The sequence below is a fragment of the Acinetobacter sp. SM1B genome, from assembly GCF_003289665.1.
Classification (GTDB): Bacteria; Pseudomonadota; Gammaproteobacteria; order Pseudomonadales; family Moraxellaceae; genus Acinetobacter; species Acinetobacter schindleri.
This window is the reverse complement of sequence record NZ_QMBM01000002.1, coordinates 74982-90013: the sequence shown is the minus strand read 5'-3', so window position 1 is coordinate 90013 and position 15032 is coordinate 74982. Positions and strand designations below refer to the sequence as shown.

Annotated in this window: 16 protein-coding genes; 7 read left to right on the top strand and 9 right to left on the bottom strand. The window is 41.6% G+C overall.

Features of this window, described 5'->3' with window-relative positions; genetic code table 11:
- Positions 1-57 precede the first annotated feature (57 nt).
- Together C8322_RS13130 and C8322_RS13125 are read right to left on the bottom strand one after the other, a co-directional pair.
- A complete protein-coding gene (locus C8322_RS13130) occupies positions 58-1284 on the bottom strand; it encodes a type II toxin-antitoxin system HipA family toxin (protein WP_111810775.1) in 1227 nt (408 codons plus the stop codon).
- Positions 1284-1541: a helix-turn-helix domain-containing protein gene (locus tag C8322_RS13125; RefSeq protein ID WP_111810774.1), complete on the bottom strand. Its 258-nt coding sequence runs from the start codon at positions 1539-1541 to the stop codon at positions 1284-1286. The genes C8322_RS13130 and C8322_RS13125 overlap by 1 nt, the downstream gene beginning before the upstream one ends.
- Positions 1542-1746: 205 nt before the next feature.
- Here C8322_RS13125 and C8322_RS13120 point away from each other — a divergent pair, with 205 nt between their 5' ends.
- From C8322_RS13120 to C8322_RS13100, 5 genes are all read left to right on the top strand, one after another.
- A complete protein-coding gene (locus C8322_RS13120) occupies positions 1747-1932 on the top strand; it encodes a hypothetical protein (RefSeq protein WP_111810773.1) in 186 nt (61 codons plus the stop codon).
- A 242-nt stretch (positions 1933-2174) separates the two neighbouring features.
- Positions 2175-2393 carry a Sec-independent protein translocase subunit TatA gene (locus C8322_RS13115; RefSeq protein WP_004894723.1) on the top strand — a complete coding sequence of 73 codons (219 nt, stop codon included), beginning with the start codon at positions 2175-2177 and terminating at the stop codon, positions 2391-2393.
- A gap of 9 nt (positions 2394-2402) precedes the next feature.
- On the top strand, positions 2403-2819 hold the full coding sequence (tatB, locus tag C8322_RS13110; protein WP_004809302.1) for a Sec-independent protein translocase protein TatB: 417 nt from the start codon (positions 2403-2405) through the stop codon (positions 2817-2819).
- Positions 2816-3592, top strand: a complete 777-nt coding sequence (gene tatC / locus C8322_RS13105; protein ID WP_076753522.1) for a twin-arginine translocase subunit TatC — start codon at positions 2816-2818, stop codon at positions 3590-3592. The genes tatB and tatC overlap by 4 nt, the downstream gene beginning before the upstream one ends.
- 167 nt (positions 3593-3759) lie before the next feature.
- The gene (locus C8322_RS13100) at positions 3760-6090 is read left to right on the top strand and encodes a PhoX family protein (RefSeq protein ID WP_111810772.1); all 2331 of its coding nucleotides are present in this window, start codon (positions 3760-3762) and stop codon (positions 6088-6090) included.
- 343 nt (positions 6091-6433) lie between these two features.
- Here C8322_RS13100 and C8322_RS13095 read toward each other — a convergent pair whose 3' ends face one another.
- Positions 6434-7243 (bottom strand): SDR family NAD(P)-dependent oxidoreductase, encoded by an 810-nt coding sequence (locus C8322_RS13095; protein ID WP_111810771.1) that lies wholly within the window; start codon positions 7241-7243, stop codon positions 6434-6436.
- Positions 7244-7485: 242 nt separating this feature from the next.
- Here C8322_RS13095 and C8322_RS13090 point away from each other — a divergent pair, with 242 nt between their 5' ends.
- Positions 7486-7872, top strand: coding sequence for a diacylglycerol kinase (locus tag C8322_RS13090; protein WP_004809311.1), 387 nt, complete (start codon positions 7486-7488; stop codon positions 7870-7872).
- 39 nt (positions 7873-7911) lie between these two features.
- Positions 7912-8625: a phosphatase PAP2 family protein gene (locus C8322_RS13085; RefSeq protein ID WP_111810770.1), complete on the top strand. Its 714-nt coding sequence runs from the start codon at positions 7912-7914 to the stop codon at positions 8623-8625.
- Positions 8626-8649: 24 nt separating this feature from the next.
- Here C8322_RS13085 and C8322_RS13080 read toward each other — a convergent pair whose 3' ends face one another.
- The 6 genes from C8322_RS13080 to C8322_RS13055 form a co-directional block, all read right to left on the bottom strand.
- On the bottom strand, positions 8650-9969 hold the full coding sequence (locus tag C8322_RS13080) for an ATP-binding protein (protein ID WP_111810769.1): 1320 nt from the start codon (positions 9967-9969) through the stop codon (positions 8650-8652).
- A gap of 6 nt (positions 9970-9975) precedes the next feature.
- The gene (locus C8322_RS13075; RefSeq protein ID WP_004809319.1) at positions 9976-10647 is read right to left on the bottom strand and encodes a response regulator transcription factor; all 672 of its coding nucleotides are present in this window, start codon (positions 10645-10647) and stop codon (positions 9976-9978) included.
- 1 nt (position 10648) lies between these two features.
- Complete coding sequence (locus C8322_RS13070) at positions 10649-12325, bottom strand: phosphoethanolamine transferase (protein WP_111810768.1); 1677 nt, start codon at positions 12323-12325, stop codon at positions 10649-10651.
- A gap of 188 nt (positions 12326-12513) precedes the next feature.
- Positions 12514-13215 carry a VIT1/CCC1 transporter family protein gene (locus C8322_RS13065; protein ID WP_004809323.1) on the bottom strand — a complete coding sequence of 234 codons (702 nt, stop codon included), beginning with the start codon at positions 13213-13215 and terminating at the stop codon, positions 12514-12516.
- 235 nt (positions 13216-13450) lie between these two features.
- Positions 13451-14122 carry a DUF1345 domain-containing protein gene (locus tag C8322_RS13060; RefSeq protein ID WP_004809325.1) on the bottom strand — a complete coding sequence of 224 codons (672 nt, stop codon included), beginning with the start codon at positions 14120-14122 and terminating at the stop codon, positions 13451-13453.
- A 412-nt stretch (positions 14123-14534) separates the two neighbouring features.
- Positions 14535-15029, bottom strand: a complete 495-nt coding sequence (locus tag C8322_RS13055) for a flavin reductase (RefSeq protein ID WP_004809327.1) — start codon at positions 15027-15029, stop codon at positions 14535-14537.
- Positions 15030-15032: the final 3 nt, after the last annotated feature.

The window sequence follows — 15032 nt, the reverse complement described above, 5'->3', positions numbered from 1 at the left end:
CTGGGGGCATCTCTCAATAATAGTAGCTACTACGGTTGTAAATTATTCTAGAATGGATTATTTGTACTTTTTCTTTTTGTCATGTCTATATACAGGCTTGATTGAATGAGTGCTCATTACCTTTGATAGATTCTGCTCAATAGATTCTCGCAATCCATCTAAGTATTCAATTTCATTGGATAACTTTAAATAGTTAGCAATTTGGTCACTGAAATACTCTATAATTTCTTTGGCATTTCTAATGCGAAATTCAGGACTTTCAGCTAATTTTAACAGCTCTACCTTAGTCGGGAATCGTTTACTGCCACTTATTTTAAGCGCGAGTTGATCATCAATATTTTTATAAATAAGTGTATGTGTGATATCAAAAGGTGGTGATACAAAGATCTCGCTCATATCTGGCGTGTATTGCAGAGCAAAGTTTTTAAGGTGAGCGTCACCGTTCCCGATCAGGCAATTAAAAACAATGTACTTATACATTTTTGTGACTTCTGCTTCACTTCGAGTGTATAGGTAGGTGGCTTTAAGCAAGTTTTCGTAGCTACCCTTGTACTTCTCATTCGGGTCATTAGATCTTTTGAGAAGAGTCGTAAAATCCTCGTAGCCTAACTTGGTTCCATCAGCAGCTTTATCAAAACGCTCAATAATGTAGGTTTCTAAATTGGCTGATAGATATGTTTTTGGTGGTTGCAAACCACAATGACGAGCAGCTTCCATACAGACAAATTCATTTACCGTAAGCAAATCAAAGTCTGCATCATAAGACTTAACAATCAGGTCTTTTTGTTGAACAGTGCGCTCCGTTATACTAGTCACATTGGGAATGCTAACTTTGGGCTGAACTCCAGCTAAAGAGTTTCGTAAATAGTATTTTTCTAATAATTGTGGAAAAAGTGGAACTTGGCTATTGTAGTTAAGAATTTCATCGAGGCTAACTATTTCTACTTCTGGTAATTGCAATTCACTTTTATAGGACAACATGCCAATACCATTAGCTTCTTGCAGAGCTAATAAATACATTTCATTTACATTGGCATATCGAGCAAGTTTACTGGCAATAAAATGGCGATTATGCCCCTCTGGTAAATTTTGGGAAAAAATAGGATGTAATGCCCCATGTGAATATCCCTGCATATCCGGTAAAGTCATTGTAAGAGATACAAATCTTTGTTCTTGTACTGGTTGATAGTAATAATGACCACTATGCGTCAACAAGCCTTGTTTGAAATTATCTGTAAATACTTCAATAGACTTGATTTCTGTTGGTAGTTGAAAGTTGTCCATCAATCTTCTTCACTAAATAAAGTATCGATGTCATTCCAATTTGGCAGATTTCGTTTTTTGGGCTTGACTTCAAACTGCAGTCCAACCGCATCTATTAGACGTTCAAAAATATCAAATGAGCCTGTGAAATGACCATTTTCTATTTCAGAAATGGTAGATTTATTAACTCCTGATTTTTTTGCCATCATTTGTTGTGTGTAGTCTAATTTCTGCCTTGCTTCACGTATTTTTGCTCCAATCTCTGCACGACTAGCCATAAAATCACCCCCACCTGTTCGTCATTTAGCGAAATATTGCTAACCAGGATATATAAGTTTGCTATATGGCGAATATCTTACTATATTTATCTTATATTTGCTATATGGCGAACATTAGGGTTCATGTTGTCTATATTTCGCTATATAGCGAATAATTAGCTAATAAATGCTTTCTGAATTACACGGTATATCTACAAAGATAATCGTGGAGAATGGTAATTCAGATATTCTTACTATTGATGACCTTAAACAATTGGAAATTAAAAACCTGCAACGGGCTGTCCAGCATTGTGAAGGAAAAATTTTTGGTGAAGATGGTGCTGCCAAATTACTTGCAATTAATCCAACGACCTTAATTTCAAAATTGAAAAAATTAGGGATTCGCTATTAATTTTTCCCGGACCTCTACTTTGACATGATAGAGGTCTGGGGATGTTTACTTTTTTTCATTTCTTAAGATATTAACTTTACTAAGTTTATAAACCAGAAAAATTTAAAAAAATAAACAGCACAACTCATTGCGAACCTCCCTCTTGCTTCCTGTCTCCAAACTGCCATCAAAACGTCATGGATTTGTCATTTATTCATGTTGAGATAAGCCCATAAATTTAAAAAAGATGTAATGAGGACAACATGGCAGGATTATCGATTTGGCACGTACTTATTTTTGCAATCGTCGTAATTTTACTTTTTGGCACGTCTAAACTCAAAAATCTGGGCAAAGATGTTGGCGGTGCAATCAAGGACTTTAAAAAATCTGTACGTGAAGAAGAGGCTGAAGCGGCAAAAATTCAACAGCCCCGCACTATTGATGCTGAAGTTAAAGTCAGCGAGAGTTCAATCAAAAGTTAAGGTATCGTCATGCTCAATATTGGAATGACTGAGCTGCTAGCCTTTGGGGTAATTGCACTTCTAGTGCTCGGACCAGATAAGCTACCTGAGGCAGTTCGTTTTATAGGTAAATGGTCTACCAAGATAAAAAGAACCGTCAGCAATATACAAAATGATCTTGATCGTGAATTGCGTCTGTCTGAGCTACGTGAGCAAATGCAAACCGAGCTGAAACGTATTCAGGAACTGGAAGCCAAAATGCAGGCACAAATGGCTGATCTCAATGCACCAATTGAGCCGGTCACAAAAATTTCAGAACAGCCGGTACTGAAAACTCAGTCAAGTTATGAACTGGTCAATCAACCGCTTTCCCCGGTTCATTTAACTCCGGCTAGGCAGGTCGCTAAGCAAGAAAAAAAATATCCTGACATGAAGGTGGCCGTATGAATATTTTACCGTCGACTCAAGCCAGCAGCGATCCCCAGAAAGTTCATCTAGAAGAAATGCCGATTACCCGACACTTAGTGATTCTGCGCAAGCATCTTTTCAAGATTGTAGGAATATTGATCGGACTGTTTTTCTGTCTGCTACCATTTGCGACGCATACTTATCAGCTTTTATCCGAGCCTTTACGCGCCCAGTTACCGGCAAGTTCCACCATGATTGCCACCGATGTAACTGCGACATTTATGGCACCGTTTAAATTGAACTTTTTTGTTGCCCTGCTGATCGCCATGCCTTTTATCTTGTATCAACTTTGGGCCTTCGTTAAGCCGGCACTATATGAAAAAGAAAAAAGTCTGGCTTTGCCGCTCCTGATTGGCAGCATTGTCCTGTTTTATGCGGGTATCGCTTTTGCCTATCTGGTGGCTTTACCGTCTATCCTGCATTTTTTTATCAGTGTATCGCCTGAAACCGTCGCGCCCATGACTGACATTAACAGTTATCTGGCCTTCTGTTTAAAACTTTTTCTGGTGTTTGGATTTACCTTTGAAATTCCGATTATTACCCTGTTATTGATTCTGATCGGTGTGGTAAGCACACAGACCTTGGTAGAAAAAAGACGCTTTATTGTGGTGGGGTGTTTTTTTGTGGCCATGTTTGTAACGCCCCCTGATGCCCTGTCCATGATCATGCTGGCTATACCCATGTGGCTGCTGTTTGAGCTAGGTTTAATGGCCGGAAAATTTCTGGAAAAGCGGCATCTAAAAAATAGCTAATTAAGAAAAATGCCTCCTTACTGGGGGCTTTTTTATATTAATTTATTTATATAAATTAATGTTTTATTTAATTATTTTGAAATAAAAGCTTCACCTTTTAGTCATATTTAACTGCTAGTTTATTTCTGACTTTAAAACAACCAAACCTTAGTTGTGGGAATAAAACAATGACAGATTACCTACCTTATGATGAAAATCAGGAACTGGACAATAACACTTCAGATAATCATCATTTTCGGGATATTCTAGAACAATCTATGTCACGTCGTGACTTGATTGCAAAGACTGCAAGTGGGGCTGCAGCATTGGCACTGGCTTCTAGCCTGACTGCGTGTAGCGATGACAATGAAAATGGCAATATTGGGGACGATGAGAGCAATCCGAATCCGCCAACAGACAACAATGCTCGTCCAGAAAAATTAAGTTTTAGCCCAGTGAAAAAAAACCTAGATGATTGGGTTACGGTTCCTGAAGGCTATACAGCCACTGTCCTATATGCAATGGGAGATTCAATTCATCCTATCTACTCTGACTGGGACGATAACAATATTCCGAACGGACCAAGCTTTCAGTTCCGTTCTGGTGACTGCCACGATGGTATGAGCTATTTTGGTTTAAGCACTAAGACTGGCCGTTATGACGAGAATGCATCTGAGCATGGCCTGCTGGTGATGAACCATGAATATATCAATCAAACTTTTTTACATCCTCAAGGACCAACAAAAGTTAATGGTCGTCGTCCAGAAGATGAAGTCATCCGTGAAGTGAATGCACACGGTGTATCAATTGTGCATATTAAGAAAAACACCGAAACTCAAGCGGTAGAAATCGTTAAATCATCACCATTTAACCGCCGTATTACGGCTTCAACAGTGATGGATTTTTCTGGGCCGGTAACAAACTCTCCATTAGTCCGCACTGCTTTCTCTCCTAACGGTCGTCAGACTCGTGGTACACACAATAACTGTGGTAATGGTTATACACCATGGGGCACTTATTTAACTACCGAGGAAAACTTTATTGGTTATTTCCAGCGTTCAGGCACAGACCAATATGCAGATCGTAGTGAAGCTGAGAAAACCGCACTTAAACGTTATGGCTTAGGCTTAGATATTTCATATCAAACTGAAAAAAATGCCGATGGTACAGTTAAACGTGATGAGAAAAATAGTATTGTTTATGTTCTAGATGCACAAGGACAAAAAGTTCCGGAACGCGATGATCAAGACCGTATTGTTTATTTAGATAAATCTTCACGTTATGCATGGGAAACTGCTCAGGCTGGAGTTGAATCACAAGATATGTACGACCGCTGGTCAGCTAACGTAACCAAAGCCTCTGCAAGTCAAGACTATCGTAATGCACCAAATACCTTTGGCTGGATTGTTGAAATTGACCCATTTGATAACAGTGCAAATCCGGTAAAACGTACTGCACTGGGCCGTTTTGCTCACGAAGACTGTCGTGCTAGCCGTGCGATTGAAGGTGAACAGTTTGCCTTCTACATGGGCGATGACTCACGTGGTGAATACATTTACAAATTTGTCTCTGATGCAAAATGGGATCCAAAAGATATCAATACCGGCTACCGTGCTGGTGACAAATATATGAATAACGGTAAGTTCTATGTTGCCAAGTTCAATGCAGATGGAACTGGTCAATGGATTGAACTTGCTCACGGTAAAAATGGTTTAACTGCAGAAAATGCGGTATATCCTTTTAGCTCTGATGCGGATGTTTTAACTTTTGCACGTTTGGCAGGCGATGCCGTTGGTGCAACGAAGATGGACCGTCCTGAATGGGTAGCCGTTAACCCGGAGAATGGTGAAGTCTACGTTACCCTGACTAATAACAGTAACCGTGGCAATAGCTCGGCGCAACCTGTTGATGCTGCCAACCCACGTAATTACTCAGATCCTGAAGGCGGTAAGGGTAATGTGAATGGCCATATTATTCGCTTTAAGGAAGAAAACACTGCATCAGAAAGCTTTGAATGGGATATCTACCTGTTCGGTGCTGAAGCATCGATGGATGCCAATATCAACCTGTCGGGCTTAAATGATAATAATGATCTGTCTTCACCAGATGGTATGTGGTTTGATCCTCGCGGCGTACTCTGGATTCAGACTGACGACGGCGCTTATACAGATACCACTAACTGTATGATGCTGGCTGCCCTGCCTGGACAAGTAGGTGATGGTGGTCCAGCAACAACCTCTAATGGTCAAGCGACGATTGCGGGTGCCAAAGTAACCGATGAAAATTTACGTCGCTTCTTGACTGGTCCAAAAGAGTGTGAAATTACAGGTGTGACCATGACACCGGACTATAAGGCCATTTTCATCAATGTACAGCATCCAGGTGAAGATTCTAAAACCTTTGATGCTCCAACCAGTAACTGGCCTGCAAGTCAATCAGATCGTTCGAACAAGACCGCACGTCCACGTTCAGCAACTGTTGTGATTACGCGCAATGATGGCGGTGTTATAGCCGGTTAAATAGCTCACTTAAATTAAAATGCTGGCTCAATGCCGGCATTTTAATTTTTGAATGTTTTTTAATTTTAAGAGTTAACTGGTCAATAAAAAGAATATTTTGGTTTAGAGTTAAATTGATATAAATATTAAAGTATGAAGTGGACTTCGGATCAATATATAAGTGAAATCCAATACCAATACAACTAATCATAGCTTCAGCTATCTTCTACTTGGAAGACTTGTAATTTGCACCTTTAGTTTTGAGTATTTTTCTAAAAAAAAGCAGGTATCCAAGGAGGGATTGATACCTGCCACTCTAAGGGAACTATATTAATATCCTGCTTCTTTAGTCTGTGAATCACAGTTAGAAACTAGCAACTTTTTCTGCACATTCACAAATCGTTGGTAACTCTCTATTAATCGATGCTGATATTAAGTCTGGTAAAATCTGGTTAACAGCTATCGAAATTTTTTCAGGATAGCCGACCTGATACGACTGACAATCTCGATGTAAAAACTGATACAGTTCTTCAGCAACAAATTCGGGACTGTCAATATTTTTTCCCAGTCTGATATTCATTTCTATTGCATTTGAATGATGAATATTGGTTTCGGTAACCCGTAATGAAAAGTATCTGAATCTGATTGAACTTTTGCTGTATTCACGGGCTAGTGCTTCGGTTGCACCACGCAAGGCAAATTGGCTGGCACAATAACTCGCATATCCAGGATAGCCAATACTGCCAAAGGTTGAACCTATATTAATGACCTGGCCAGGCGGACTGATAGATATCAATGGCAGGATCTTTTGTATCAGCTGCATTGGATAAACTGCATTAATCAGCATTATTTGTTCCATGATTTCTTGTGGCTGCTGTGTAAATAGCTTGAAATCACTTATACTGATGTTGTTAATGTAGTAGTGAATGGGTTTATTCAGCGTAGCAAGAGCTTTTACCAGCTCTTCCCTGCTTTGCTGATCGGCAAAGTTGCAATGAATTAAATCCAGTTGTAGCTGTGGATAACATTGGGCTATATTGTCATATACTCTTTGCAGAATCTGTTGATTCTGCCCAACAAGAACCAGATTGACCCCGTTTTGGCCCAGAACCTTTGCAATAGCCTGACCAATACCAGAAGTAGCATCCATAATTGTTGCAGTTAAATTAGGCATAAATACTTTCTCTTGTTCTTAACAGAATGATTCAAGATCGAATCTGCCGCAGGTCATGTGGATCACATCACGAAAAATAACTTAGTACTTAAGATAAACGCCCAAACTTAAAAAATTCTTAATTCTGCACATAAATTTAAATATTATTTTTATTAAAAAAACACATAGAGACCATTTTTTTTAAGAGAGTTTTAAGCCTGTAATCTTAAGTTAGAGTTTCCTTTTATTGACTCATGACAGCTATGTCTTCCTACCGTTCACCCTATAAAGGCACCTCGGGAATACAGCGTATTCTGAATGCGACCCGTTATTCCTTGGCCGGCTTTAAAACAGCTTTTCAAAATGAAGCGGCCTTCAGGCAAATCCTGCTCATCAACCTGATTTTGATTCCTCTGAGCTTTGTCATGCCGGTGAGCCGGGTTGAGCAAGCACTGATGGTGGCCGTGTGTCTGTTGGCGCTAATCGTTGAACTGCTTAACTCGGCGATTGAGGCGGTGGTAGACCGTATATCCATGGAGCAGCATGAACTGTCTAAAAATGCCAAGGATATGGGCAGCGCTGCCCAGTTTGTAGCACTCAGTTTAATTACCGTGACCTGGGGTCTTATTTTAGCGGGTTACTTGATTTGATCCCTAGCCTACTACAGCAAGAAAAATGGAAGATTTAAAATGATATCCGAGCATTCCCGGTTTTTACTGACCCAAATATTGCTGCTGATTTTCAGTTTTCTGATGCTCTGGAATTTTTTTGATGTAGGTGGAGCAATTGATTTACAGCTGATTTATCCGTTCATTGACGATCAGGGACAATTTCCCCTGCGGCAACACTGGGCACTGGCCGAGCTCAATCACCGCTATGTCAAAAATCTGCTGATTCTGGTGTACATAACATTGTTAGCCGGTTGGCTGGCTTCACTGAAATGGCAGAACTGGCATCAAAGGCGCTGGGAATTTGGCTATTTCTTTAGCATGGTGGTGCTGACCACGGCCTCGATTGGCATTTTAAAATCCCAATCGGCGCATGCTTGCCCCTGGGATATGATCATTCCCACCCATGAGGGTATTTTGTGGGATTTGAGTGCTACTGCCGGACACTGTTTTCCTGGCGGACATGCATCCAGCGGTTTTGCCTTGATGGCTGGTTATTTTGTCTATCGGATTGCTAACCGCAAGCGGGCTTATTTTTTCCTGATCGCAGCAGTGATTTTAGGCTTCGCCATGGGCTGGGCGCAAATGATGCGTGGTGCGCATTTCCTGAGTCATAACCTGTGGACCGGTTGGATGATCTGGTGCATGAATGTCATTGGCTATACGCTGTTTAGCCAAAAACTATCATTGGGAAAAGCCGCTGCTCCTATACTCACTAACATCAGACAGCCTTAACTGCAAAAACTGAAGCCTATCCCCTCAGGCTTCGATCACAGGAAATTTAACTTGTACACACAGGCCGCCCAGACTGCTACTTTGCGAAAATTCCAGCGTACCACCCAGGCGCTCGGTGGCTTTATCTACAATCGACAAACCTAAACCGCTACCAATTTCAACATGGTTATGAATCCGGTAGAAACGCTGCCGGATCTGGGCGAATTGAGCAGGATCTATTCCTGCCCCACTGTCTTCAATCTTTAAAACCGCCTGCTGGCCTTGCTGAAAAATCGATACATTAATCACGCCGCCTTTCGGAGTGTATTTAATCGCGTTATCAATTAAATTATAAATAATCGAGTGCAAAGCTGAAGCTTGTCCATGAATCAGCAATTCCTGCTGCTGTTCTAAACCCAGATCAATCTCTTTCTGTAAGGCCAGCTGGATCAGCTGCTCAATGCAGGCCACGGTCATCTGATTGAGTGAAAGCATTTGTGCCGGCTCGGTTAAGCTATCGGAAGCATCCTGTTTGGCCAGACTCAATAACTGGTTGACCAGATGCTGCATGCGCAAAACGCCCTGACTCAGATTATGGAGCGAGTCGCTCTGCGGAAACTGCTGCAATAAAATTTGCAGCTGCAAGTTGAGTGCGGTCAGTGGCGTGCGTAATTCATGGGCAGAATCTGCGACAAATTGACGTTGTTCCTGTTGAGCCAGAGAAATTCGTCCAAACAGATGATTCATTTCCTGAATGGTCAGTTCTAGCTCCAGGGGATAATCCTTCATTTCAATCGGCTTTAATTCTTGTGCCTTGCGGCTGGCCAGTTCCGTTTTAAAATCATGCAAAGGCTGAAAATTTTTCCGGATCATCCAGCCTAAACCGAACACGGCAAAAGGCAAGAAAAGTACATAAGGCAGAAACATATTGCCAGCCAGTTCCAGCGCCAGCTCCTGCCGGACATTTTGCTGTTGACTCACCTGAATCTGCAACTGGTCACTTGGAATGATATAGGTGAGCCAGGTTCCATACGGCGTCTGATGCTTGTAAAAACCTGCTTTCTTGACCGGTGCAACCAGCACATCCTGTGGATGCAAGGGAGTAGCTGTATTTGCATAGGACCAAATATCTACAAACAAATCTTCTTCACTGTACTGTTTTTCCAGATCGATTTGGCTTTGTAGCGGTCGCGGATGATTTTCTGCAATGCGCTCGGCCAGACTTTGCATCTGTTTATCCAGCACTTCATTTATTTCTTCGAGGGCAATCCGGTAGGCAGCGAAAATCAGGATACAGCCCAGTACCAGGCTAAACAACGAAATGTAGATAATCAGGCGTTTTTGCAAAGAATAACGTTTCTGCATAAGGCTCTATCCTAAGCGATATCCTAGACCACGTATGGTACGGATGAAGTCTTTGCCTAATTTCGCCCGCAGATGATGCACATACACTTCAACGGTATTACTGCTGACATCACTATCGAAGTCATAAAGCTTGTCTTCTAGATCATTTTTAGAAAAAATTTTGCTGGGATGAGTGAGTAATGCGGTGAGAATCGACCATTCCCGATTAGACAACTCGATCGGCTGACTGTTAAAGCATGCGATATGCTGCTCCAGATCCAATTCCAGACCACTGTGTGATAACTTTTTATGGCTCTCTGACCCGGTATTCTTGGGACTACTGCGTCGGATCAAAGCATGAATACGAGCCAGCAGTTCATCAAATTCATAGGGTTTAATCAAGTAATCATCTGCCCCCTGATTCAGTCCATCGACTCGGTTCTGTAACTGATCCCGGGCGGAGATAATCAGCACTGGTAAATTGGGGAACTTCTGCCGGATATGTTTAAGTACCTGCATGCCATCCATCATCGGCAGGCCCAGATCCAACAGGACAATATCATAGGCCTGCTGCTGTAACTGCTTTAAACCATCCAGGCCATTGTTGACCCAATGCACATCAAATTGATGCAGCTTGAGCAAGGTTTCAGTCGACTCGGCAATCATAAAGTCGTCTTCGATAATCAGTATTTTATGCATTTCAAGCTCTGTTCTTTAATGATGATGAGCATTGTGCAAGCATATCATTTTTAACTTCAGCCACTTGCGTTTTTACATCCAGCAGACTTAATAAGCTGGGGAAAAGATGATCCTGACTGCGCGCCTGTTTGGTCTGTGCTTTGAGACAGCTCACCTGCTGGGCATTCTGCTGCGTCCAGAGCTCTGAGAACCACATCAGCATCGGAACATGGGTTTGCTGGGTCGGCGCCATACTATAAGGTGCACCATGCAGATATAAACCATGCTCTCCGGTCGATTCTCCGTGATCAGACAGATACCAAAAACCGGTCTGATACTGGCTTTGCTGTTTTAGAGTCTCGACAATTTGAGCGAGCACATGATCTGTATAGACAATCGAATTATCATAGCTGTTCTTTAATTCTTCAGCGCTACAGCCCTGAATGGCATTGCTGTTACAGGTCGGCTGGAACGGCTGATACGGCGCTTTGGAACGCTTGAAATACGCCGGCCCGTGACTGCCCATCTGATGTAACACGATTAACTGCGGTTTCAAATTATTTTTGTCCAGATGTGCCAGATAATCTTTCAGGCTATCCACCAGAATTTCATCAAAACATTCCCCAGCAGCATCACACCACTTCTGTTTCAGTGGTGCAGGAATCTGGTATTGCTGCACCCGGTCACAAGCTCCTTTACAGCCAGAATTATTGTCGATCCAGGTCACCTGATAACCGGCACGCTGAGCGATATCCAGTAAACCTTCACGGTGGCTGGCTAACTGTTCGTCATAATTCTGACGGGACATGCCTGAAAACATACACGGAACTGAAACGGCAGTTGCTGTACCACAGGAACTGACCTGACTAAAATTAATTACTGCCAATTTGCCCAGTTCAGGATTGGTATTACGTGCATAGCCATTTAAAGCAAAACTCTCGGCACGTGCAGTCTCCCCGACCACCAGCACCATCAATTTAGGTTGCTTCTGCATTTGAGCTTGCTGTAGCAGATGGGCATCTTCACCATAAGGAATCAAAGGCAAATTGGCTTTAGGTACTTTCCTTTTATAATAGGATACGGTGGATGCAATGCTGTTTTGCGGGGAAATCATGCCCTTTAGATCGCGGTGCTCGCGGAAGATGGCTGCATAATCGACATAAAAACAGAATAACAGTCCTAGAATTAATCCGGCTGAAAGCAGACTGCTCAGGCTTTTATGCCACAATTGACGCCCGAAAGATGCAGGCTGAATGTTTAGCATCCAGACGATACACAGCGGAAAAACCACAAAGACCAGCGTCCATATCACCAGTCGTATTGACCAGAGATCACGGACTTCACGGGCATCGGTCTGCAGCATATTTTGGATCTGCTCCGGGGTAATCACCACACCCAGACTATTGACAAAATAAGCACTAAAACCCCCCAGAATGATCAACACGCTGGCGAGTATTTTGGCATTCCATTTCCAGTTCAGCCATTGCAAGACCAGATTGTACAAGCTGATAACCACTAGGACTGTAGCCGCCAATAATGCGCCTGCCTTGAGATTGGTATAGGGTGTCAGTTGATGAATTTTCTGATAGAAAGCAAAGTTTAAGACCAGCCCCAGCCAAATAGCGAGTAACAGGTTAAAGCGTGCAAGGCTGATGGATTTGATCTGGCGTAGACCGGGAAAAGAAGGCAGCTTAAGCATTTTTTTAGTTCAAAGACTTTAAGATGCTTTAGCCTAAAATCTGAAGCTTAAAAATGACTTAAAATACTTTTTTCGCGAACTTCATAAAATTTTCAATGCTACTGTTCCAACCTTGTTTAGACTTATTGTTTTAAAAAGGATGTGATTCCCTGACTAGTGCGAATTTGAAAAACACATCCTAAGTATGTTTAAGCTACAGCCACATTAAATAATGAACCGATCCAGGAGCTAAATAGCATGGCAATCACCCCCCAAAGCATGACTCGAGCCGAACCTTTCCAGATGCTCACCCCTCCTGTATAACTTGCCAGTGCGCCCATAATCCCGAGGCTAAGCACACCGATCAGCATCACGCCTTTATCCAGGTACTGTTCAGGCAAGAGCAAAATAGAAAGTAGAGGAAATAGTGAGCCTATAGTAAAAGCGATAGCGGACGAAAATGCAGCCCGAAAAGGTTGAGCCGAAGTGTTTTCTGATATACCAATTTCATCGCGGGCATGTGCATCTAAAGCATTGTGTGCGGTGAGCTGCAAGGCAACTTGCTGGGCCACCTCAGGGGTTAAGCCACGCTGGATATAAATATTTTCCAGTTCTTTCAGTTCATGTTCTGGATGACGTTTAAGCTCACGTGCCTCCATATTCAGATCATTCTTTTCAATATCCTGCTGGGATTTGACCGAGATGTATTCTCCAGCAGCCATTGACGCAGCTCCGGAAATTAATCCGGCTACACAAGTCACCAACAAGGTATGTGTGGACGCGCCACTGGCTGCCATTCCCACCACCAGACTGGTGACAGAAATAATTCCGTCATTTGCCCCGAGTACAGCTGCGCGCAACCAGCCCGCCCGTTCAAAATAATGTTTTTCAAGATGATAAGAATGACGCACGGTATAGTCTCTTTTTTGTTCTCAATATCATGATCGTATATTTATTTCGCCTGAAGAAACAACTCTTTATTTAATAAACTCTTGTTCAGAACAGCTCATGAATGGGTGAGCGCTCTGATTTACCAATTTTTATTGCATGGATTGCATTTTTCCAATTGCACTCATTTGAACATCTGAGAAATTTACAAGTCACAGTCTTGGCACTACAGTTTATTTATTATTAAATGCTGTGTGTTCAAGTACTGATAAAGGTTGCTGTTACATTAATAGCGATGGCCAAAATCGTGGTATTGAACCCATAGGCCAGAAGCAAATGTAAAGTATTGAGTACTCTCATGGGTTGGCGGGTAATTGATACATCGGCCGTTTGCGCTGAAGTGCCAATAATATAGCTAAAATACAGAAAATCGGGATAGGTTGGATTTGGCGTACTAGGAAAAGCCAGTCCGCCATGTTTATGCTTTTCTAGGGCTAAATAAAAGTCATGGGCATAATGAATTGCAAAAATGGTGTGCATCAGGAACCAGGCCGAAATAATAGTCAGGATGGATAGCCCTAAATGGCCGGTTCTAATGGCAGCATCTTTAGGTAAATGATGAATTTCAATAATTATGGCAATAAAACACATCACTAAAGTGATGATGACAAGCACCAGAATAACCCATTTGCTGGCATCCTGTTTTATGGCACGTTGTAGAATATGGTGATGGTCTATGTGCCAGAGCTTTTTGATAGTAAAAAGTAAGTAGGCATAAATGGTAATGTTCCAGCTCATCAAAATGCAGGTAGACCAGCTTAAATGAGTCGCTGAATAGAAAATAAAATACCAAATCAGGATAGATGGAAAGATAATAAAGAAATAAAGTCGGGACTGAAGCGCTGTTCTTATAGATTGGAGGAAACGCATGAGCTGTCCTGCATGTCATGAGATGGCTTTAGCAGTATAAAGTATTTTATTAAAACAACAGGATAAAAGAGCTTTTAGTAGATAAAGGCGTACTGATTCAAGATTACGATAAAATAGACATTTTAAAATCTAGTAGTAAAAGAAACTAAAAAAATTAAGTTCCTATTCTGAATGAAACTGAATCTTGTACCCTTTTAGCTAAAAAAGTGTGCAGCAGACTTTAGGTAGACGTCAGTTAAATATGTAATTCCAATATTGATGTTCATCAAAGTTAATTTTGAAATTTTCCGAAGAAATTGAAGCTAAAAATCAAATTGCTAAACTTTGATTAGCCTAATTTTTATGAACCAGGCTGAGGATTCTGGTCTCGATTACACACTTTAAAAGAATTCAATATTAAAATAATGAACATTTACGCAGTTTCTAGTTGACCGACCTGATGATACGCACGGTTGAAATACACCAGACTCTCCTCCTGCTGACTTTGTCTAATCGCGATGACTCGACATAAGAAAATACTGTGTGTTCCCACTTTTTGAATTTCTTCAATCTGGCAATCAAAACTCACCAAAGCATCTTCTAAAATTGGAGCACCTGTCTTAAGAGTTGTCCACTCGCCTATCTTAAATCGCTCTTCTGAGCTGAATTTACTAGATGCAAATGCATTTGAGATGTATTCATGCTGCGTGCTGAGTACATTTACTGCCAGCACGTTATTTCTCATAAAATGTGCATGCGAGCGAGAAGATTGATTCATACACACCAGCAATGTCGGCGGTGTATCCGTCACACTACAAACGGCAGATGCGGTAAAGCCATGTGTTCCTGCTATACCTTCGGTCGTAATCACATTTACAGCCGTGGTTAATAAGGACATTGCATTTCTAAAGTCAGTTGCTTCAATCATCTC

Bases quoted from the DNA above. Each gene is read 5' to 3' on its own strand.
- C8322_RS13060 (WP_004809325.1), bottom strand. From the start codon at position 14,122: ATGCGTTTCCTCCAATCTATAAGAACAGCGCTTCAGTCCCGACTTTAT.
- C8322_RS13090 (WP_004809311.1), top strand. From the start codon at position 7,486: ATGTCTTCCTACCGTTCACCCTATAAAGGCACCTCGGGAATACAGCGT.
- C8322_RS13055 (WP_004809327.1), bottom strand. From the start codon at position 15,029: ATGATTGAAGCAACTGACTTTAGAAATGCAATGTCCTTATTAACCACG.
- C8322_RS13100 (WP_111810772.1), top strand. From the start codon at position 3,760: ATGACAGATTACCTACCTTATGATGAAAATCAGGAACTGGACAATAAC.
- C8322_RS13075 (WP_004809319.1), bottom strand. From the start codon at position 10,647: ATGCATAAAATACTGATTATCGAAGACGACTTTATGATTGCCGAGTCG.
- tatC (WP_076753522.1), top strand. From the start codon at position 2,816: ATGAATATTTTACCGTCGACTCAAGCCAGCAGCGATCCCCAGAAAGTT.
- C8322_RS13070 (WP_111810768.1), bottom strand. From the start codon at position 12,325: ATGCTTAAGCTGCCTTCTTTTCCCGGTCTACGCCAGATCAAATCCATC.
- C8322_RS13095 (WP_111810771.1), bottom strand. From the start codon at position 7,243: ATGCCTAATTTAACTGCAACAATTATGGATGCTACTTCTGGTATTGGT.
- tatB (WP_004809302.1), top strand. From the start codon at position 2,403: ATGCTCAATATTGGAATGACTGAGCTGCTAGCCTTTGGGGTAATTGCA.
- C8322_RS13080 (WP_111810769.1), bottom strand. From the start codon at position 9,969: ATGCAGAAACGTTATTCTTTGCAAAAACGCCTGATTATCTACATTTCG.
- C8322_RS13130 (WP_111810775.1), bottom strand. From the start codon at position 1,284: ATGGACAACTTTCAACTACCAACAGAAATCAAGTCTATTGAAGTATTT.
- C8322_RS13115 (WP_004894723.1), top strand. From the start codon at position 2,175: ATGGCAGGATTATCGATTTGGCACGTACTTATTTTTGCAATCGTCGTA.
- C8322_RS13085 (WP_111810770.1), top strand. From the start codon at position 7,912: ATGATATCCGAGCATTCCCGGTTTTTACTGACCCAAATATTGCTGCTG.
- C8322_RS13125 (WP_111810774.1), bottom strand. From the start codon at position 1,541: ATGGCTAGTCGTGCAGAGATTGGAGCAAAAATACGTGAAGCAAGGCAG.